The organism is Streptomyces sp. NPDC005202, from assembly GCF_040608235.1.
Classification (GTDB): domain Bacteria; phylum Actinomycetota; class Actinomycetes; order Streptomycetales; family Streptomycetaceae; genus Streptomyces.
This window is the reverse complement of record NZ_JBEXHW010000006.1, coordinates 140,048-159,180: the sequence shown is the minus strand read 5'-3', so window position 1 is coordinate 159,180 and position 19,133 is coordinate 140,048. Positions and strand designations below refer to the sequence as shown.

Below are 19,133 nucleotides of genomic sequence, written 5' to 3'. Positions count from 1 at the left end.
GCGTGGGCGTGCGGAGTCGACTGGGAAGAGTGAATGCGACCATAAGCTCGTAGCTCGATTAGTTCCTCCTCGTTACAGGTGATGCGATCAGCACAATGAGATCGCGTTTGCCAACAAGGAGGAATAATGATCAAGAAGGTCGTCGCTGCTGCGGCTGCCACCGGTGGGCTGGTTCTCGCGGGCGCGGGCCTGGCCGTCGCCGACTCCGGTGCCCAGGGTGCCGCCGTGCACTCCCCGGGCGTCGTCTCCGGCAACGTCATCCAGGTCCCCGTTCACGTGCCGGTGAACGTCTGCGGCAACACGATCTCGGTGATCGGGCTGCTGAACCCTGCCTTCGGCAACACCTGCATCAACAAGTGACGTTGTGCCCCGCCCCGTGAGGGTCTGACTCCATCGACTCCGTGGGGGGTCTGAACCCGTCGGCCCCGGAGCGCGCGCCATGCGCTCCGGGGCCGACCGGTCTTTTCGCGCACCAGCATTTCTCTCCAGGGTGCGGATGCGCGTTCCGGAAGGTCCGAGAAAAAGGTCGAAGGCAGGGATTCAGTACATGCGACAGGTCACCCGCAAGGGCCTGATGACCGTGGCCGCCGCCACCGGCGTGATCGCCGCCGCGGGCGGCTACGCCCACGCGGACGCGGGCGCAAGCGGCTCCGCGTCCGACTCGCCGGGCGTGCTGTCCGGCAACACGGTGCAGGCGCCGGTGCACGTGCCGGTGAACGTCTGCGGCAACACGGTCAATGTCGTCGGGGTGCTCAACCCGGCGGTGGGCAACAAGTGCGCCAACCACGGCGACGGCAGCGGCTCGCCGGGAGGGTACGGCGACTCCGGCCACGGCGGCTCCGGCAGCGGTGCGCACGCCGGCGGGCACACGAGCGGCTCGCCGGGCGTCGGCTCCGGCAACCATGTCCAGGCGCCGATCGACGTGCCCGTGAACATCTGCGGCAACAGCGTCGACGTCATCGGCGCGGGCAACACCGCCTCGGGCAACGGCTGCGCCAACGGGGGCGGTTCCGGCGGCGGGGACCACACGACGCCTCCGGGAGACGGCCACGGCAACCCGCCCGGGACGCCGGGCCACCCCGGTCACCCCGGTCACCCCGGGCATCCAGGCAACCCCGGACACCCCGGCACCCCGGGTCACCCCGGGGCGCCCGGTCACCCCGGTGCGCCTGCCACGCCGCCCGCCGCGGGTGGGGGTACGCCCGGCGGCTCGGCGCACGTCGACCAGCCGGGTGCGCAGTCGGTCGCCGCGCCCAGGAACACCGCGCAGCTGGCCCACACCGGCAGCGACCTGCCGATGGGCGTCGTCCTGCCGGCGGGCGCCGGGGCGCTGCTCGCGGGTGCCGCGCTCTACCGCAAGGCGCGGGCCTCGGCCTAGCCTGCTGCGGGCGCCGGAGCGGCACAGCGGTCCCGAGCACCGCTGACCTCCCGGCGGCGCACACGACGGAGCGGGCCCCGCATCGGCGGGGCCCGCAGTCGCTCCGGCCGTCTCAGCTCACCACGTGGCGCGTACCTGGCGGATGATCCGCCGGCGCAGCCGCACCCTGCGGCTGCCGTCGCGCAGCAGGCTCAGGCGGTACAACTCCCAGTGTCCGTACTCGGCGTGGTCCGTCAGCAGTCGTGTCGTCTCCTTGCGGGAGACCCCGCGCGGTACGTACACGTCGACAAATTCGTATTCCGGCATCGCATCTATTGTGCGGGCTGGGGCCCGGTACGGATAGCGTCTGCAGTATGTCTGATGCTGCGCAGCCCACCGCTGCCGAGGTACGCGCCGCCGCCGAGGCGGTCAAGACCGCGCTCGACCGCCACCTGGCCGCGGTCGAACGCCGGTCGGGGGAGGACGACCCGGCCGTCTACGAGGCGTTCAACCAGCTGGCGGCGGCCGCAGAGGCGTACGACGAGCTGCTCTACGACCGCTATGACGAGGTCACGCCCTTCGAGATCCCCGGTACGGACGACACACTGCCGCCGTACACGGGCCCCGAGGAACCACACGCGATCAGCGTCCTGATCCGCCGCGACTACGCCGTGGCGGAGCCGCAGCGACTGCTGGCCCAGGCCCAGCGGGTGGAGGCGGCGGACGACGAGAGCACCGGCGAGGACGTCTCCGGCACGCTCCACGGGGCGCTCGGCGTCCTGTTCGGCGAGTTCGAGCCGGACGAGATCGCTTCCCGGCACAAGGAGTTCGGCCTGGAGGAGGGCGACTCCACCCTCTGGGTCACGGCCTCGGACGAGCCCGGCGACCCCGGCGAATGGCTGGAGGCGCCCTTCGAGCACGTCGATCCGCAGCAGGTGGTCTGCCGCTTCGACGTCAGCGCGGTCTTCGACGACGAGGGCGACGACGAGGGCGACGACGAGGGCGACGACGAGGGCGACGACGAGGCCGACGATCTCGAGGACGACCTCGACACGGATCTCGACGAGGACGGGGACCTGGAGCCGCTGGACGCGGACCGCTGAGCGGGCATGTCGACCGCCACGACGAGCACCACGAGGGCGGCGGTCACGGGGGAGGACCTCCGTGACCGCCGCCCTCGTCCGTGACCTCAGCCCGCCGCCGGCACCTGCGTCCCGAGCAGGACGGGCAGACGGGTCGTGCGGGGCTTGGCCGTTACTTCGGCCACGGCCCGCGGGAGCGCCTGCTCCACGCCGTGCACCACGGACAGATGGCGGCCCGCCCGGCTGAACGCCGTGTAGACCCACGGGCGGCTGAGCGCCTGCGCCGCGTCGCCGGGCAGCACCACGACCACCGCGGGCCACCGGCCGCCCACCGCCTGGTGCGCGGTCAGCGCCCACCCGTGCCGCACACACTGCTCCACCCACTCCCTCGGTACGACCACAGGGGCGCCCGAGCACGACAGGTGCAGCCCCTCGGCGTCGGCCTTCACCACCTGGCCGGGCAGCGTACGGCCGGGGACGGGGGAGTAGGCGACCCGGTCGCCCGGGTCGAAGCCGCCGAACCGGCCGGGGCCCGGGTTGAGCCGCTCCTTGAGCGCCGCGTTCAGCGCGCGGGTGCCCGCCGCGCCGCCGTGGCCCGGGGTGATCACCACCGTCTGCTCGGAAGGAACGCCGATCGCCCGGGGCACCGAGTCCGCGACGAGCTGCACGGTCCGGTGCACCGCCTCGCCCGCGTCCCGCACCGGAACGATCACGACCTCCTTGCCGGGCGCCTCCACCTGGTTCAGCTCGCCGACGCCGATGCCGGAGACCAGCTCGCCCAGCGGCCCGAGGTCCGGCACCCGCGAGGCGATCTGGGGGCAGACCCGCGCCGCCAGCAGATCCGCGAAGACCCGCCCGGGGCCCACGGACCACAGCACCGCCGGATCCCCGGACAGCACCAGCCGGGCCCCGTCGGGCAGCGACTCGACGAGCAGGGCCGCCTTCTCGACGTCCAGCTGGGGCGCGTCCAGCACGACGAGGAGGTCGAGGTCGAGCGCGCCGTCCGCGTCCCGGCCCGGGCCCTCGGCGCCGGACAGCAGCCCGGCCACCGTGGCGACGGCGGGCCCGGTGCGCTGCGAGGGGGTGTCCGGGAGGTCCGACTGCGCCGGCGCCGCGAAGCCGTCCCGGCCCAGCGGGCTGTGGACGGCGGCCCAGGCGCGCAGCCCGAGACCGCGTGCCTCCCACACCAGCCGCGCCGCCTCGACGCGGGACGCCTCTCCGCCCGTGTGCAGCACCAGGCCGTGCCCCGCGACAGCGCGGATCAGCTCGGCGGTGGAGCCCCGGGCCGAGGCGGCGGCCCGCTCCCAGCCCTCGGCCGAACCGTCCTCCTTGGGCACGGAGTTGACCAGCCGGGCCAGTCCGTCGGCGAGGCTCTCCTCGGCGAGTGCGTACCGCTCCAGGCCGACTAGGACCCGCACTGGGCGCTCCTCGCCCTCGTCGCCCTCGTCCGATTCCTGGGGGGCCGGGGCCCCGGGCTCCTCCAGGGCGTCCTGGAACACGAGGGCCTCGCCCTCCGCGAGCGCGCTCTGCAGGGCCGTGTCCGGGTCGGGTACGCCCCGCTGGGCCAGCGCGGCGGTGAGTGCCGGTGCCTCCAGGGCCGTGTGGCCGGCGAGGGCCGCCTGCTCCAGCAGCCAGACGGTGAAGGCCCGGCCCCGACGCTCGTCGTCGGGGCCGCACTCCGCGCCGAGCAGAGCCCGCGCGAACCCGTCGGCCTGCTCCGGCCGTACACCGGTGACGCGCAGCAGCTGCCAGGGGTCGGCGCGCAGCCGCTCGTCCGCCGCCTCGCCGAGGACCGCCGCGACCTGCAGGGCGAGCGCGTCGGGGGCGCCGCCCGCGGTCAGCACCTGGCGCACGGCCTGCACGGTCTCCGGCGCGGGGGCCGGGGCGGGCGCGGCGGCCGCTTCGGCCGACACCGGCTTGGGTCGCCGTACCGGCTCCGGGGCGGTCCGGCGCGGTGCGGGCTCCGGCTCGGCGAACACGGCGGCCACGGGCTTCTCGCCGCTCTCCACGGCCCGTACGGCCGCCAGCAGGTCGGCAGCCTTGCCGCTGAGCTTGCCGCCGGCCTCGATCGGCGCCTTCTTCTCGGCCTTCCGCCGCTCGATCCGCTCCCGCTCGAGCCGCTGGGCCGCGAGCTCGGCCTCGGCCTCGGACAGCTGCGGGGCGGCTTCGTCGGCCTCGCCCGCACCTGCCGTGTCCGGGTCGGTCGTGTCCGGGTCGGCCGTGTTCGGGTTGGCCGTCTCCGACTCGGCGGTGCCGGCTTCGCTGCGGCCTCCTTCCGCGGCCGGGTCGGTGTCCGGGGTGTTGTCCTCTGCTGCGGCCGGGTCGGTGTCCGGGGTGTCGCCCTCCGCCGCGGCGCCCGGGGTCCCCGGCTCGGCTTCCTCCGTGGTCTCCGGCTCCGTGCTCACAGCGTGCTCCAGTCGTGATCGGGATAGCGGTGCACCGGCGCCGACACGTCGTCGAGCGCCCGGCAGATCTCGTCAGGAAGACTAAGCGCCTCCACCGACAATGCCGCCGTGAGCTGCTGTGCGTTGCGCGCGCCGACGATCGGGGCGGCCACGCCGGGCCGGTCCCGGACCCAGGCGAGGGCCACCTGGAGCGGCGTCACCGCCAGACCGTCCGCCGCGGTCGTCACGGCATCCACGATGCGGCTCGCGGTGTCGTCGAGGTACGGCGCCACGAAGGGCGCCAGGTGCTCCGAGGCGCCCCGCGAGTCCGGGGGCGTGGCATTGCGGTACTTGCCCGTCAGCACACCGCGGCCCAGCGGGGAGGAGGGCAGCAGGCCGATGCCCAGGTCGAGGGCGGCCGGCAGCACCTCGCGCTCGACGCCGCGCTGCAGCAGCGAGTACTCCATCTGCGTGCTCGCCAGCCTGGTTCGTGTACCCGGCGCAGCCAACTGCCAGGTCGCTGCCTTGGCCAGCTGCCAGCCGCAGAAGTTGGAGACGCCCGCATAGCGCACGCGGCCGCTGCTGACGGCCAGGTCGAGGGCCTGGAGGGTCTCCTCCAGCGGGGTGTGCGGATCGAAGGCGTGGATGTGCCACAGATCGACGTAGTCCGTGCCGAGGCGGGCGAGGGAGGCGTCGAGGGCCGCCAGGAGGTGGCCGCGGGAGCCGTCGAAGCGGCGGTCGGGGTCCGGGACGCTGCCCGCCTTCGTCGAGATGACCAGGTCACGGCGGGGCACGAGGCCTTCCATGAGCCGGCCGAGCAGATACTCGGCCTCTCCGTCGCCGTACACGTCCGCGGTGTCGACGAGGGTGCCGCCCGCCTCCCAGAACGTTTTCAGCAGGTCCGCGGCGTCGTGCTCGTCGGTGTCCCGGCCCCAGGTGAGGGTGCCCAGGCCGATGCGGGACACGCGCAGGCCGGTACGGCCGAGATGCCTCTGCTCCATGGACGCCGAGATTACTGGCCAGGGGTGGGGCGTGGGTTGCCTGTGGATAACCGATTTCCCGCGAGCGGACCGGAGCTGTGGACGAGCGTCGCCGGGGCCGCGGCCTGCCGCATTCCGGGGACCCGCGCTAGTGTCTCCCGCACAAGGGACGTTACTGATCGGTAAGGGGTATCGGCATGCAGCTCGGGATCAACCTCGGCTACTGGGGTGCCGGGATGGACGCGGACAATCTGGCCGTCGCGCAGGAGGCGGACCGGCTGGGGTATGCCGTGTGCTGGGCGGCCGAGGCCTACGGATCGGACGCGGCCACCGTGCTCACCTGGGTCGCGGCGCAGACCGAGCGCATCGACGTCGGGTCGGCCATCTTTCAGATCCCCGCCCGCCAGCCCGCGATGACGGCCATGACGGCCGCGACGCTGGACTCGCTGTCCGGCGGCCGCTTCCGGCTGGGGCTCGGCGTCTCCGGACCGCAGGTCTCCGAGGGCTGGTACGGCGTCAAGTTCGACAAGCCGCTGGCCCGCACCCGCGAGTACGTCGAGATCGTACGGAAGGCGATGACGCGTGAGCGGCTGACGTACGACGGCGAGCACTGGACGCTGCCCCTGCCCGGCGGGCCGGGCAAGCCGATCAAGCTGACCGTGCACCCGCAGCGCGAGCACATCCCGCTGTACATCGCCGCCATCGGACCGAAGAACCTGGAGCAGACCGGCGAGATCGCCGACGGGGCCCTGCTCATCTTCCCCTCGGCCGACCACCTGGAGGAGACCGCCATCAGGCACCTGCGCGCCGGGCGCGAGAAGGCCGGGAAGACGTTGGACGGCTTCGACGTCTGCCCGACCCTGCCGCTCGCCGTCGGTGACGACAAGGACGTCGCCAGGCTCGCCGACGCCTTCCGTCCCTACACCGCGCTGTACGTCGGCGGCATGGGCAGCCGCAAGCAGAACTTCTACAACCAGCTCGCCCGGCGCATGGGGTACGAGAAGGAGGCCGCCGAGATCCAGGACAAGTACCTGTCCGGCGACAAGCAGGGCGCTGCGGCCGCCGTACCGCACGAGCTCATCGACCAGACCACGCTGCTCGGTTCCGTGGACCGCATCGCCGACCGGATGAAGGCCTACGCGGCGGCCGGGGTCACCACCCTGACCCTGGCCCCCGCCGGCTTCACGTTGGACGAGCGGATCGCCTCGCTCCGCGCGGGCATCGAGGCCCTGGAGCGCGCCGGGCTCGGCTGATCCGGCAGCGCGGACCACGCATCGCGCGCCACGTCTTCTGCGGCCGTGGTGGGGGCTCGGGGGGTCTTCCCCGCCACGGCCGTCACGGAGAACAACGCGCCCGGCCCCGTGGGGTTACGCCCCTTGTCGCGAGCCGGTGCTCCTCCGTTCGGCGCAGTTGTCCCGCACACCTGTTGCAGCACCTCTGAGGCCGCACTTGACTCGTTCTTTGCGGAGTCCGGCAGAGAGGTGCCACGATGCTTTCGGCCAAGCGTCTGTTCCAGGAGATCCTCCACCACGACGAGTCCTTCCGGCTGTTCTGCTCGATCGCGGCCAGTGGGGAGTCGCAGGGCGGCTGGGAGAACGGGCGCATCGCCGCGCTCGTGCCGGCGAGCGATCGCGCCCTCGCCCCCAAGATCGCGCGCCACGGCGCGGACGAGGACAAGCACGGACGGATCTTCCGCGCCCTGATGAAGAAGCGCGGTCTGGAACCCGTTCCGGTGCCCCCCGCGAGACCGATTACACGATGCTCCTGGAGCAGCACGGCATCGGTCTGGCACACGAGAAGCTCAAGGCCGACGAGCCGCTCACGGAGCGGGACATCATCGTGTACCTGGCGCACAGCCGGGTCACCGAACAGCGCGCCTCCGAGCAGATGAAGCTGCTGCGCAGGTACTTCGTCGACCACCCCGACGTGGGCCGCGCCGTGGAGGTGATCTCGAACGACGAGGACAACCACCTCGCCTACTGTCACGAGGAGTTGCTGCGCTTCGCGGCCGCGGGGCACGGCCGGACCATCCAGCGCACGCTGCGCGAGTGCGCGCTCGCCGAGATCCGCATCCACCGCGACGTCAGCCTCGCGGTCATGGCCCACATGGGGCGCATCCTCGGCTGGGCGAAGGCGAAGTCGGCGGTGCTCGCGGCCGGCATCCACGCCGTGTACGCCTACGAGCGGCTCGTGGGCTGGCGCCGGATGGTGACCCTGGCGATGCCTCAGCGGCGCGACGCGCTCGGCGGGCCCGCCGCACCGGCACCCGAGTTCGCGTGAGCCCGAGGGCTCCCTACAGCCAGCCGCGCCGTTTGAACAGCCGGTACAGCAGGACCTCCAGGACCGCCATCAGCACGATCACTGCCGGGTACGACCAGAGCCAGTGCAGCTCCGGCATGTGGTCGAAGTTCATGCCGTAGATGCCCGCGATCATCGTGGGGACCGCGGCCATGGCCGCCCATCCGGAGATCTTCCGCATGTCGTCGTTCTGCTGGACGCTGATCTGCGCGAGGTGCGCAGAGAGGATGTCCGACACCAGCCGGTCCAGACCGTCCACGGACTCGTTCACCCGGGTCAGGTGGTCGCTGACGTCACGGAAGAAGGGCCGCGCCTTGTCGTTCACGAAGGGGACCGCCGCGGTGAAGGTGCTCGGGCCTGTGTCCGCGAGGCGGGACATCGGCAGGGTGAGCGGGCCCGTCGCTCGCCGGAACTCCGTGATCTGCCGCTTGAAGGTGTAGATCCGCGACGCAATGTGCCGCGAGCCGCCCCGTTCCGGCGAGAAGACCTCGGCCTCCAGCTCCTCCAGGTCCGTCTGCAGCTCCGTCGCCACGTCGAGGTAGTGGTCGACGGTGGTGTCCGCGATCGCGTACAGCACGGAGGTGGGGCCCTTGCCGAGCATCTCGGGTTCCTGCTCCAACCGGCGCCGTACGGCGCCCAGCCCGTCGCCCTCGCCGTGGCGGACGGTCACGACGAACGAGTCGCCCAGGAAGATCATGATCTCGCCGGTGGAGACGGCGTCGCTCTTCGGCTCGTACGCCACGGGCTTCAGCACGACGAACAGCGAGTCGTCGTACACCTCCAGCTTGGGCCGCTGATGGGCCTTCAGGGCGTCCTCGACCGCCAGCGGGTGCAGCCCGAACTCCTCGGTGACGAGGCCGAACTCCTTCTCGCTCGGCTCGTGCAGCCCGACCCACACGAAGCCGCCGGCCGCCCGCGCCTCGTCCAGGGCGTCGGAGAAGTCCTCGGGCCCCTCCGTCCGGTGTCCGTCACGGTAGATGGCGCAGTCAACGATCACAGAGTGTGTTCTCCCCTCGCCCCGCCGCCGCCACACCGCGGCGTGCGCCTACGCTGGGCGGCATGCCCACGTTGATCCTCGTCCGGCACGGACGTTCCACCGCCAACACCGCGGGACTGCTCGCCGGCTGGACACCCGGCGTCGGCCTCGACGAACGCGGGGCCGACCAGGCCGCCGCACTGCCCGGGCGGCTCGCCGAGCTGCCGATCGCCGAGGTCGTCACCAGCCCGCTGCAGCGGTGCCAGGAGACCGTCCGGCCGCTCCTGGACGCGCGCCCCGGGCTGACGGCGCACACCGAGGAACGGATCGGGGAGTGCCACTACGGCGACTGGTCCGGGCGCAAACTCGCCGAGCTCAAGGACGAGCCGCTGATGGAGGTGGTGCAGGCGCACCCCTCGGCGGCGGCGTTCCCCGGAGGCGAGTCGATGCGGGCGATGCAGGCGCGCGCCGCAGAAGCGGTGCGCGAGTGGAACGCGCGCGTGGAGCGCGACCACGGAGCCGACGCGGTGTACCTCATGTGCTCGCACGGCGACATCATCAAGTCGCTCGTCGCGGACGCACTCGGACTTCATCTCGACCTCTTCCAGCGGATTTCCGTTGAACCGTGTTCCATCACCGCGATCCGTTACACCCGGCTGCGGCCGTTTCTCGTGCGTCTCGGAGACACCGGTGACCTCACGTCCCTGGTGCCGCGCGCGGAACCTCCGGGGGATGACGCACCGGTCGGGGGCGGCGCGGGCGCACCGTGATCGTCGGCAGTAGGGTGAAGCGGTCGCAGTGGTGTCGCACTGGTCAGCAGCGGGGCGGCCCGGTGCGGTCAGTCGGATCCGAAGTCCATGTCGATCTCACGATTCCAATGGAGACAGGACGTGTCCCGTCAGGTGTTCCTCTACGACCCCCCGGACCGTTTCGTGGCCGGTACGGTCGGACTGCCCGGACGCCGTACGTTCTTCCTCCAGGCCTCCGCCGGCTCCCGGGTGACCAGCGTGGCCCTGGAGAAGACCCAGGTCGCCGCGCTCGCCGAGCGCATGGACGAGCTGCTCGACGAGGTCGTACGCCGTAGCGGCGGCAGCGCTGCCGTCCCCGCGATGGCCCCCGCCGAGGTCGCCGACACCGCCCCCTTGGAGACCCCCATCGAGGAGGAGTTCCGGGTCGGCACCATGGCGCTCGCCTGGGACGGCGAGGACCAGCGCATGATCGTCGAGGCGCAGGCCCTGGTGGAGCTCGACGCCGACTCCGACGAGGATCTCGCCGAGGCCGAGGAGCGGCTGCTGCAGGACGAGGAGAACGGTCCCCCGATGCTGCGGGTCCGGCTCACCGGCGCGCAGGCCCGGGCCTTCGCCAAACGCGCCCTCGACGTCGTCAACGCCGGGCGGCCGCCGTGCCCGCTGTGCAGCCTCCCGCTCGACCCGGAAGGACACGTATGTCCGCGCCAGAACGGATACCGCCGCGGAGCGTGACGTCCGCCGAGGTGCTGGCCGAGGGCGAGCTCACCGTGCGCGGCCGCATCCGTGACGCCTCCAACGCGGCGCTGTTCTGCACGGTCGCGTACGAGGGGCAGGAGGCGTCCTGCGTGTACAAGCCCGTCGCCGGGGAGCGTCCCCTGTGGGACTTCCCCGACGGCACGCTCGCCGAGCGTGAGGTGGCGGCGTACGAGGTCTCCGAGGCGACCGGCTGGGACCTCGTGCCGCCCACCGTGCTGCGCGACGGCCCGTACGGCGAGGGCATGTGCCAGCTGTGGGTCGAGGCGACGCCGGAGGCCGAACTGCTCGCGCTCGTCGACGGCGAGGAGCCCGGCCCCGGCTGGAAGGCGATCGGGTTCGCCGAGGTCGGGCAGGGGCGGACGGCGCTGCTCGTGCATGCCGACGACGAGCGGCTGCGACGGCTGGCCGTGCTCGACGCGGTGATCAACAACGCCGACCGCAAGGGCGGCCATCTGCTGCCGACCCCGGGCGGGCGGCTGTACGGCATCGACCACGGGGTCACCTTCCACGTCGAGAACAAGCTGCGGACGCTGCTGTGGGGCTGGGCGGGCGAGCCGCTGCCCCCGGAGGTCGTCGACGTGCTCAAGGGGCTGAAGGACGCCCTGGGAGACGGCGGGGCTCTCGGGGTGCGGCTGGCCGAACTGATCACCCCGGCCGAAGTCGACGCCACGCGCGCGCGTGTCGATGCCCTGCTCATCTCCGGGAGGCATCCGGAGCCGAGCGGCGAGTGGCCGGTGATTCCGTGGCCGCCGGTGTAGAGCCGGCGTTTCACACCGCCCGGGGGATTGCGGCAACCGGCGGCACACCGGCCGCTGTCGCGCAAGAGTGCCTTACCGGCCATCTGGCCTGGTCCGGTTCGTATACGGAACTCCGGTCCGGTTAGGCTCAATGCATGCATGCCTGGCCCGCTTCCGAGGTCCCCGCCCTGCCTGGTCAGGGCCGCGACCTGAGGATCCACGACACCGCGACCGGCGGCCTCGTCACCCTCGACCCCGGTCCCGTCGCCCGTATCTACGTCTGCGGCATCACCCCCTACGACGCGACCCACATGGGTCACGCGGCGACCTACACCGCGTTCGACCTCGTGCAGCGCGTGTGGCTCGACACCAAGCGGCAGGTTCACTACGTCCAGAACGTGACCGACGTCGACGATCCGCTGCTGGAGCGGGCGCAGCGCGACGGCGTCGACTGGGTGGAGCTGGCCGAGCAGGAGACGGCCCTGTTCCGCGAGGACATGACCGCCCTGCGGATGCTGCCCCCGCGGCACTACATAGGCGCCGTGGAGGCGATACCCGGCATCGTCCCGCTGGTCGAGCGGCTGCGGGACCTGGGAGCGGCGTACGAACTCGAGGGGGACATCTACTTCTCCGTCGAGTCCGACCCCCACTTCGGCAAGGTCTCCCATCTCGACGCCGCCGCGATGCGGCTGCTGTCCGCCGAGCGCGGCGGCGACCCCGACCGGCCCGGGAAGAAGAACCCGCTCGACCCGATGCTGTGGATGGCCGCCCGCGACGGCGAGCCCAGCTGGGACGGCGCCTCGCTCGGGCGCGGCCGGCCCGGCTGGCACATCGAGTGCGTGGCCATCGCGCTCGACCACCTCGGCATGGGCTTCGACGTGCAGGGCGGCGGTTCCGACCTCGCCTTCCCGCACCACGAGATGGGCGCCTCCCACGCCCAGGTGCTGACCGGCGAGTTCCCCATGGCCAAGGCCTACGTCCACGCCGGCATGGTCGCCCTCGACGGCGAGAAGATGTCCAAGTCCAAGGGGAACCTGGTCTTCGTGTCGCAGCTGCGGCGCGACGGCGTCGATCCCGCCGCCATCCGGCTCGCACTCCTCGCCCACCACTACCGCTCCGACTGGGAGTGGACCGACCAGGTGCTGCAGGACGCCGTCGCGCGTCTCGGCCGCTGGCGCTCGGCCGTCTCCCGGCCTGACGGCCCGTCCGCCGACGCGCTCGTCGAGGAGATCCGCGAGGCCCTCGCCGACGACCTGAACGCCCCGGCCGCGCTCGCCGCGGTCGACCGCTGGGCGGCGCTCCAGCAGGAACAGGGCGGCACGGACACCGGCGCCCCGGGCCTCGTCTCGCGGGCCGTGGACGCCTTGCTGGGCGTGGCCCTCTGACCCGGGAGCGGCGACCTTCCGACACCGGAAGCGGCGCCGGGCGCGGCGGTCCTCGCGCCCGGCGCTGCTACGTGGTGCCGGGCGGCGTCCCCCTCAATGACCGGTGCCGGCGCCGGAGTTCGGGATACGGGTCAACCGAGGAACTTCGAGACAAGGGTCACCCGAGGAGCGCGGGGGCCCGTGCGGCAGAAGGGGCGGTGCGCTTCACGCGCACCGCCCCTGACCGGTTCAGTCCTTCAGTCCTCCGACGGGTCCTCGTCGTCCGGCCCCGGCTTCGGCGGCTTCGGCGGTCGCGTACGGCCGCTGGGGTTGTCCCGCAGGTAGGAGCCGCTGTCGCCGCCGTCCGCCGTGGCGTGTCCGCCCGACGGGCTGCCACCGTCCCGGCGCCGCAGATACCGCTCGAACTCGCGGGCGATCGCCTCGCCCGACGCCTCCGGCAGCTCCGCGGTGTCCCGGGCCTCCTCCAGCGTCTGCACGTACTCGGCGACCTCGCTGTCCTCGGCGGCCAGTTGATCCACGCCCACCTGCCAGGCGCGCGCGTCCTCCGGCAGTTCGCCCAGCGGGATGCGCAGGTCGAGCAGGTCCTCCAGACGGTTGAGGAGGGCCAGCGTGGCCTTGGGGTTGGGCGGCTGCGAGACGTAGTGCGGGACCGCCGCCCACAGCGACACCGCCGGGACGCCGGCGTGCGTGCAGGCCTCCTGCAGGACACCGACGATGCCCGTCGGGCCCTCGTACTTGGTCTCCTCCAGGTCCATGCGGCGGGCCAGGTCCGGGTCGGACGTGGTCCCGCTGATCGGGACCGGACGCGTGTGGGGGGTGTCGCCGAGCAGGGCGCCCAGGATGACCACCAGCTCCACGCCCAGCTCGTGCGCGAAGCCGAGCAGCTCGTTGCAGAACGAGCGCCAGCGCATGGACGGTTCGATCCCGCGGACCAGCACCAGGTCACGCGGCTTCTCGCCGCCGACCCGGACCACCGACAACCTTGTCGTCGGCCACGTGATCTTGCGCACGCCGCCGTCCATGAACACCGTGGGGCGGTTCACCTGGAAGTCGTAGTAGTCCTCGGCGTCCAGCGCCGCGAACACCTCGCCCTTCCACTCCCGTTCCAGATGCGCGACCGCGGTGGAGGCGGCGTCGCCGGCATCGTTCCAGCCCTCGAACGCGGCCACCATGACCGGGTCGATCAGCTCGGGAACCCCCTCGAGCTCGATCACCCAGTGCCTCCTTCCGACGTGCCCTCGCTTGACGCCCCAACCTTACGGCGTGCGGCGGGGGCGCCCGCAGCCCCCTTGCACGGGGGAGTGAACGGATGACTGCCCCGTGCAACAGGCCCGAACACCTTGATCGAGACGCCGGGCCACCCCGCGGCCAGTCATCCGAGCTGTTTCTGACGGGCCGAACCATGCCCGGATTTCACAGCGTGCTGCGCAGCCACTGCTCCACGCTCGCGATGTGCACGGTCGCCCAGGACCGGGCCGCCTCCGCGTCCCGGTCGCGCAGGGCGCCGATGATCGCGCGGTGTTCGTGCAGGGTGCGGCTGACGGCGTCCTCCTGGGTCAGGCCGCGCCAGATCCGGGCCCGGGTGGTGGGGCCGGACAGGCCGTCGAGCAGGGAGCAGAGCACGGAGTTGCCGGAGCTCTGCACGATCCCCCGGTGGAACTCCAGGTCGCAGGCGACCAGCTCCTCCACCGACGGATCGGCGCCGAGCGCGTCCAACTGGGCCGTCAGCGCATCCAGTTGCTGCTCGCTGATCCGTGAGGCCGCCATCGCCGTGGCGGCCGGCTCCAGGATGCGGCGCACGGCCAGGAACTCCAGCACCGTGTCGTCGCGGTGGAAGTCGACGACGAAGCTCAGCGCCTCCAGCAGGAGTTGCGGATCCAGGCTGGTGACGTACGTGCCGTCGCCCTGCCGCACGTCCAGGATCCGGATCAGGGACAGGGCGCGCACGGCCTCCCGCAGCGAGTTGCGGGACAGCCCGAGCTCGGCGGCGAGTTCGCTCTCCTTGGGCAGCCGGTCGCCGGGGCGCAGCGCGCCGGAGACGATCATTCCCTTGATCTTCTCGATCGCCTCGTCGGTCACTGCCATGACCGGCCTCCCTGTCGCTCAGACCTCCGATGTCTCAGCACATTATGGGGGTTCAGTGGGCTGAACGGGGAGGGAAATACACAGCTCAGGCAAGCGCGCGCCAGTGCGCGCAGGCGAAAGGGGCGGCTCAGTCGGCATGGAGCCGCCCCTTTCGCGCTGTCGGCCCCCAGTGCGGTGGGAGCCGTCCCTCAGCGCTGCCCGACGGTCACTTCTTGTCGAGCAGGTCCTGGACCTTGGCCCTGACCTCGTCCGTGGCCAGGCCGCGGATCGTCAGCGTCGTACGACGGCGCAGCACGTCGTCCGGCGTCTCGGCCCACTCGTGGTCCCGGGCCCAGACGACCTGCGCCCAGATCTCCGGGGCGTCCGGGTGGACGCGCTCGCCCAGCTCCGGGTTCTCGTTGGCCAGGCGGGCGATGTCGAAGGCCAGCGAACCGTAGTGCGTGGCCAGGTGCTTGGCGGTGTCGGCGGCCATCCGCGGGCCGGGCGCCGGGCGGTCGACCAGCAGGCGGTGGGCGACCGCGCGCGGGTTGGCGATACCCGGCAGCGGCAGCTTCTTCGGCAGCGAGGAGATCGGCTCGAAGTCCTCGCCGAGCGGGGCGCCCGGCAGCGACTCCAGCTTCTTCATCACCGTACGGCCGATGTGCCGGAAGGTGGTCCACTTGCCGCCCGCTACGGACAGCATGCCGCCCTTGCCCTCGGTCACCACGGTCTCGCGTTTGGCCTTGGCGGTGTCGCCGGGGCCGCCCGGCAGCACGCGGAGCCCCGCGAAGGCGTACGTGATCAGGTCGCGGCTGAGCTGCTGGTCGCGGATGGAGAACGCGGCCTCGTCGAGTATCTGGGCGATGTCCTTGTCGTTGACCGCGACGTCGGCCGGGTCGCCCTCGTACTCCTCGTCGGTCGTGCCGAGCAGCAGCATGTCCTCCCAGGGGAGGGCGAAGGTGATGCGGTACTTGTCGATCGGGGTGGCGAGCGCGGCCTTCCAGGGGGAGGTGCGCTTCAGCACCAGATGCGCGCCCTTCGACAGGCGGATGGACGGCGCGGCATGGGGGTCCTCCATCCTGCGCAGGTGATCGACCCACGGGCCGGTCGCGTTCAGCACCAGACGGGCGTCGACCCCGAACTCGTCGCCGGACAGCCGGTCCTTCAGCTCAGCGCCGGTGACCCGGCCCTTGGTGAAGCGCAGGCCGGTGACCTCGGCGTGGTTGAGGACGACGGCGCCCGCCTCGACGGCCGCACGGACCGTCATCAGCGCCATGCGCGCGTCGTTCATCTGGTCGTCGCCGTAGACGGCCACGGCCTTGAGGTTCTCGGTGCGCAGCTCGGGCACGTCCTGCGCGGCCTTCGCCGGGCTCAGCAGGTGACCCACGCCGTCACCGAAGGCGGACAGCGCGGAGTAGGCGAAGACGCCTGCGCCGAGCTTCGCGGCGCCGTGCGGGCCGCCCTTGTACACGGGGAGGTAGAAGGTGAGCGAGTTCGCCAGGTGGGGGGCCACCTGGCGGGAGACCGCACGGCGCTCGAAGTGGTTCTCCGCCACGAGCTTCACCGCGCCGGTCTGCAGGTAGCGCAGACCGCCGTGGAGCAGCTTGGAGGAGGCGGAGGAGGTGGCGCCGGCGAAGTCGCCGGCGTCGACCAGAGCCACCCTGAGGCCGGACTGCGCGGCGTGCCAGGCAGTGGAGATGCCCAGGATGCCGCCGCCGATCACGAGGAGGTCGTACGTCGCCTTGGAGAGCTGCTCCCGGGTCTCGGCACGGCTCGGGTTGGAGCCGGAGGCCGGGCGCGTCCCCAGGGCAGGCACGGACTGCAGGGTGGACTGACTGGTCATTGCGGTTTCTTACTCCTCGTCCTCGAGCCAGCCCATGGTCCGCTCGACGGCCTTGAGCCAGTTCTTGTACTCACGGTCGCGGGTGTCCGCGTCCATGCGGGGGGTCCACTCGGCGGCCCGGCGCCAGTTCTGGCGCAGGTCGTCGGTGCTGTTCCAGAAGCCGACGGCGAGACCGGCGGCGTAGGCGGCGCCGAGGCAGGTGGTCTCGGCGACCATCGGGCGCACCACCGGCGCGTCCAGGAAATTGGAGAGCGTCTGCATCAGCAGGTTGTTGGAGGTCATGCCGCCGTCGACCTTGAGCGCGGTCAGCTCGACGCCGGAGTCCTTGGTCATGGCGTCGGCGATCTCCCGCGTCTGCCAGGCGGTGGCCTCCAGGACGGCGCGCGCGAGGTGTGCCTTGGTGACGTACCGGGTCAGGCCGGCGATCACACCGCGGGCGTCGGAGCGCCAGTACGGGGCGAACAGGCCGGAGAAGGCCGGCACGAAGTAGGCGCCCCCGTTGTCCTCGACCGAGAGCGCGAGCGTCTCGATCTCGGCGGCGGTGGAGATCAGGCCCATCTGGTCGCGCATCCACTGCACCAGGGAGCCGGTGACGGCGATCGAGCCCTCCAGGGCGTAGACCGGCTTGGCGTCGCCGATCTGGTAGCCGACCGTGGTCAGCAGGCCCGAGTAGGAGTTGATGATCTTGTCACCGGTGTTCATCACCATGAAGGTGCCGGTGCCGTAGGTGGACTTGGCCTCGCCCTCGGAGAAGCAGGTCTGGCCGAACAGCGCCGCCTGCTGGTCGCCGAGCGCGGAGGCGACCGGGATGCCGCCGAGCAGGTCGCCCAGCTTGCCGCCCTTGATCTCGCCGTAGACCTCGGCGGAGGAGCGGATCTCGGGCAGGATCTGCTGCGGCACGCCGATCGACTCGCAGATCTTCTCGTCCCACTCCATGGTGTGGAGGTTCATCAGGAGTGTGCGGGAGGCGTTGGTGACGTCGGTGACGTGCTTGCCGCCGTCGACACCGCCGGTCAGGTTCCAGATGACCCAGGTGTCCATGGTGCCGAAGAGGATGTCGCCCGCCTCGGCGCGCTCGCGCAGGCCGTCGACGTTGTCGAGCAGCCAGCGGGCCTTCGGACCGGCGAAGTACGACGCGAGCGGCAGGCCCGTCTCGCGGCGGAAGCGGTCCTGGCCGACGTTGCGCCCGAGCTCCTTGCACAGGGCGTCGGTGCGGGTGTCCTGCCAGACGATGGCGTTGTGGACGGGCTCACCGGTGTTCTTGTCCCACAGCACGGTGGTCTCGCGCTGGTTGGTGATGCCGATGGCCTTGATGTCGTCGCGGGTGATGCCGGCCTTCTCGATGGCTCCGGCGACGACCTCCTGGACGTTGGTCCAGATCTCGGCGGCGTTGTGCTCTACCCAGCCCGGCTTCGGGAAGATCTGCTCGTGCTCCTTCTGGTCGACGGAGACGATCCGGCCGTCCCGGTCGAAGACGATGCAGCGCGAGGAGGTGGTGCCCTGGTCGATGGCCGCGATGAACGGGCCGGCGGTGTGGGCGTCGGTCACTGTGTGCTCCTGAGGAATCCGTGGTTGAGGGGCTGTACGTACGGCGCGTGCTGCGAAGCTCGGTGCTCTGGGGGGGAGCTGTGCGCTCTCAGGCGAATGCGACGTTGTAGATGCCTGCAGCGATCGCGCCGCCGATCAGCGGACCGACCACCGGGATCCAGGCGTAGCCCCAGTCGGAGCCGCCCTTGTTGGGCAGGGGCAGGAGGGCGTGCACGAGGCGCGGACCGAGGTCACGGGCCGGGTTGATCGCGTAGCCCGTCGGGCCGCCGAGCGAGAGGCCGATGGAGACGACCACCAGCGCGGTGATCAGTGCGCCCAGGGTGCCCAGGCCGTTGCCCTTGTCGTTCAGGCCCTGGGTGAGGACGGCGAGCACCAGCACGATCGTGCCAATGATCTCCGTGGCGAGGTTCTGCACCGCGTTCCGGATCTCCGGACCGGTGGAGAAGACGCCGAGGACGGGACCGGCGCCCTTTTCCTGGGCTTCGACCGCCTTGGCGTTGGTGGCCTGCGCGCCCGGACCGCCGACGATCTCCTTGTCGGTGAGGTGGGCGTGGAACTGGCCGTAGTAGGCGACCCAGACCAGGGCCGCACCGATCATGGCGCCGAGGAGCTGTCCGGCCCAGTAGGCCGGAACGTTGCTCCAGTCGTTGTCCTTGATCGCGAGTGCGAGGGTCACCGCCGGGTTGAGGTGCGCGCCGGAGAGCGGCGCCGAGGTGTAGACCGCCGTGAGCACGGCGAAACCCCACCCGAAGCTGATGGCGAGCCAGCCGGCGTTGCGGGCCTTGGAGGCCTTCAGCGTGACGGCGGCGCAGACTCCGCCGCCGAGCAGGATGAGTATGGCGGTACCGATGGTCTCGCCGATGAAGATGTCGGAGCTGGACACCCGCGACTCCTTTGTCCTTCGTCCAGGGGTAAGCGAACCCCGGGTCCCTCCGGGGGTCTGGCGCCCTCGGGGTGAGAGCGATGTGCTGGCC

General features: G+C 71.8%; 17 protein-coding genes and 1 pseudogene. 9 read left to right on the top strand and 9 right to left on the bottom strand.

The features are described 5' to 3' along the window. Positions 1-126 precede the first annotated feature (126 nt). Positions 127-360 (top strand): chaplin ChpH, encoded by a 234-nt coding sequence (chpH, locus tag ABZV31_RS13375; RefSeq protein ID WP_019066065.1) that lies wholly within the window; start codon positions 127-129, stop codon positions 358-360. A gap of 187 nt (positions 361-547) precedes the next feature. Then, a complete protein-coding gene (locus ABZV31_RS13370) occupies positions 548-1,378 on the top strand; it encodes a chaplin (RefSeq protein WP_355892240.1) in 831 nt (276 codons plus the stop codon). 117 nt (positions 1,379-1,495) lie between these two features. Here ABZV31_RS13370 and ABZV31_RS13365 read toward each other — a convergent pair whose 3' ends face one another. Next, positions 1,496-1,684, bottom strand: a complete 189-nt coding sequence (locus ABZV31_RS13365; RefSeq protein ID WP_027758838.1) for a DUF5703 family protein — start codon at positions 1,682-1,684, stop codon at positions 1,496-1,498. A 47-nt stretch (positions 1,685-1,731) separates the two neighbouring features. On the opposite strand from ABZV31_RS13365, the gene ABZV31_RS13360 reads away from it, so the two are divergent. Further along, the gene (locus tag ABZV31_RS13360) at positions 1,732-2,460 is read left to right on the top strand and encodes a hypothetical protein (protein WP_355892237.1); all 729 of its coding nucleotides are present in this window, start codon (positions 1,732-1,734) and stop codon (positions 2,458-2,460) included. Positions 2,461-2,546: 86 nt separating this feature from the next. Here the strand turns inward: ABZV31_RS13360 and ABZV31_RS13355 are convergent, their stop codons facing one another. Together ABZV31_RS13355 and ABZV31_RS13350 are read right to left on the bottom strand one after the other, a co-directional pair. Next, a complete protein-coding gene (locus ABZV31_RS13355; RefSeq protein WP_355892234.1) occupies positions 2,547-4,844 on the bottom strand; it encodes an ATP-dependent RecD-like DNA helicase in 2,298 nt (765 codons plus the stop codon). Beyond that, entirely contained in the window at positions 4,841-5,824 is a 984-nt protein-coding gene (locus tag ABZV31_RS13350) for an aldo/keto reductase (RefSeq protein WP_355892231.1), read from the bottom strand. Before ABZV31_RS13350 ends, ABZV31_RS13355 begins: the two co-directional genes overlap by 4 nt. A gap of 176 nt (positions 5,825-6,000) precedes the next feature. Between ABZV31_RS13350 and ABZV31_RS13345 the strand changes: the two genes are divergently transcribed. Both ABZV31_RS13345 and ABZV31_RS13340 read left to right on the top strand, forming a co-directional pair. Beyond that, complete coding sequence (locus ABZV31_RS13345; protein ID WP_355892229.1) at positions 6,001-7,056, top strand: LLM class F420-dependent oxidoreductase; 1,056 nt, start codon at positions 6,001-6,003, stop codon at positions 7,054-7,056. Positions 7,057-7,292: 236 nt separating this feature from the next. Further along, positions 7,293-8,083: pseudogene (locus ABZV31_RS13340) on the top strand (ferritin-like domain-containing protein). Between the two features lie 13 nt (positions 8,084-8,096). On the opposite strand, the gene corA reads toward ABZV31_RS13340, so the two are convergent. Next, positions 8,097-9,098: a magnesium/cobalt transporter CorA gene (corA, locus tag ABZV31_RS13335; protein ID WP_355892226.1), complete on the bottom strand. Its 1,002-nt coding sequence runs from the start codon at positions 9,096-9,098 to the stop codon at positions 8,097-8,099. A gap of 62 nt (positions 9,099-9,160) precedes the next feature. On the opposite strand from corA, the gene ABZV31_RS13330 reads away from it, so the two are divergent. The 4 genes from ABZV31_RS13330 (at position 9,161) to mshC (ending at position 12,704) form a co-directional block, all read left to right on the top strand. After that, positions 9,161-9,847, top strand: coding sequence for a histidine phosphatase family protein (locus tag ABZV31_RS13330; RefSeq protein WP_355892223.1), 687 nt, complete (start codon positions 9,161-9,163; stop codon positions 9,845-9,847). A 120-nt stretch (positions 9,848-9,967) separates the two neighbouring features. Next, on the top strand, positions 9,968-10,558 hold the full coding sequence (locus tag ABZV31_RS13325; protein WP_355892220.1) for a DUF3090 domain-containing protein: 591 nt from the start codon (positions 9,968-9,970) through the stop codon (positions 10,556-10,558). After that, complete coding sequence (locus ABZV31_RS13320) at positions 10,522-11,340, top strand: SCO1664 family protein (RefSeq protein ID WP_355892217.1); 819 nt, start codon at positions 10,522-10,524, stop codon at positions 11,338-11,340. The genes ABZV31_RS13325 and ABZV31_RS13320 overlap by 37 nt, the downstream gene beginning before the upstream one ends. Before the next feature lie 134 nt (positions 11,341-11,474). After that, positions 11,475-12,704, top strand: a complete 1,230-nt coding sequence (gene mshC, locus ABZV31_RS13315; RefSeq protein WP_355892214.1) for a cysteine--1-D-myo-inosityl 2-amino-2-deoxy-alpha-D-glucopyranoside ligase — start codon at positions 11,475-11,477, stop codon at positions 12,702-12,704. Positions 12,705-12,940: 236 nt separating this feature from the next. Here the strand turns inward: mshC and ABZV31_RS13310 are convergent, their stop codons facing one another. The 5 genes from ABZV31_RS13310 to ABZV31_RS13290 form a co-directional block, all read right to left on the bottom strand. Next, positions 12,941-13,918: a PAC2 family protein gene (locus tag ABZV31_RS13310; protein ID WP_355892211.1), complete on the bottom strand. Its 978-nt coding sequence runs from the start codon at positions 13,916-13,918 to the stop codon at positions 12,941-12,943. A 199-nt stretch (positions 13,919-14,117) separates the two neighbouring features. Further along, positions 14,118-14,789 (bottom strand): FadR/GntR family transcriptional regulator, encoded by a 672-nt coding sequence (locus ABZV31_RS13305; protein WP_355892208.1) that lies wholly within the window; start codon positions 14,787-14,789, stop codon positions 14,118-14,120. A gap of 205 nt (positions 14,790-14,994) precedes the next feature. Next, entirely contained in the window at positions 14,995-16,611 is a 1,617-nt protein-coding gene (locus ABZV31_RS13300; RefSeq protein WP_355892206.1) for a glycerol-3-phosphate dehydrogenase/oxidase, read from the bottom strand. 9 nt (positions 16,612-16,620) lie between these two features. Next, the gene (gene glpK / locus ABZV31_RS13295) at positions 16,621-18,159 is read right to left on the bottom strand and encodes a glycerol kinase GlpK (RefSeq protein WP_355892203.1); all 1,539 of its coding nucleotides are present in this window, start codon (positions 18,157-18,159) and stop codon (positions 16,621-16,623) included. An 88-nt stretch (positions 18,160-18,247) separates the two neighbouring features. After that, positions 18,248-19,042 (bottom strand): MIP/aquaporin family protein, encoded by a 795-nt coding sequence (locus ABZV31_RS13290; RefSeq protein ID WP_355892200.1) that lies wholly within the window; start codon positions 19,040-19,042, stop codon positions 18,248-18,250. Positions 19,043-19,133: the final 91 nt, after the last annotated feature.

Coding starts and splice junctions, on each gene's coding strand:
- chpH (WP_019066065.1), top strand. CDS start 127: ATGATCAAGAAGGTCGTCGCTGCTGCGGCTGCCACCGGTGGGCTGGTT.
- ABZV31_RS13370 (WP_355892240.1), top strand. CDS start 548: ATGCGACAGGTCACCCGCAAGGGCCTGATGACCGTGGCCGCCGCCACC.
- ABZV31_RS13365 (WP_027758838.1), bottom strand. CDS start 1,684: ATGCCGGAATACGAATTTGTCGACGTGTACGTACCGCGCGGGGTCTCC.
- ABZV31_RS13360 (WP_355892237.1), top strand. CDS start 1,732: ATGTCTGATGCTGCGCAGCCCACCGCTGCCGAGGTACGCGCCGCCGCC.
- ABZV31_RS13350 (WP_355892231.1), bottom strand. CDS start 5,824: ATGGAGCAGAGGCATCTCGGCCGTACCGGCCTGCGCGTGTCCCGCATC.
- ABZV31_RS13345 (WP_355892229.1), top strand. CDS start 6,001: ATGCAGCTCGGGATCAACCTCGGCTACTGGGGTGCCGGGATGGACGCG.
- ABZV31_RS13330 (WP_355892223.1), top strand. CDS start 9,161: ATGCCCACGTTGATCCTCGTCCGGCACGGACGTTCCACCGCCAACACC.
- ABZV31_RS13320 (WP_355892217.1), top strand. CDS start 10,522: ATGTCCGCGCCAGAACGGATACCGCCGCGGAGCGTGACGTCCGCCGAG.
- mshC (WP_355892214.1), top strand. CDS start 11,475: ATGCATGCCTGGCCCGCTTCCGAGGTCCCCGCCCTGCCTGGTCAGGGC.
- ABZV31_RS13305 (WP_355892208.1), bottom strand. CDS start 14,789: ATGGCAGTGACCGACGAGGCGATCGAGAAGATCAAGGGAATGATCGTC.
- ABZV31_RS13300 (WP_355892206.1), bottom strand. CDS start 16,611: ATGACCAGTCAGTCCACCCTGCAGTCCGTGCCTGCCCTGGGGACGCGC.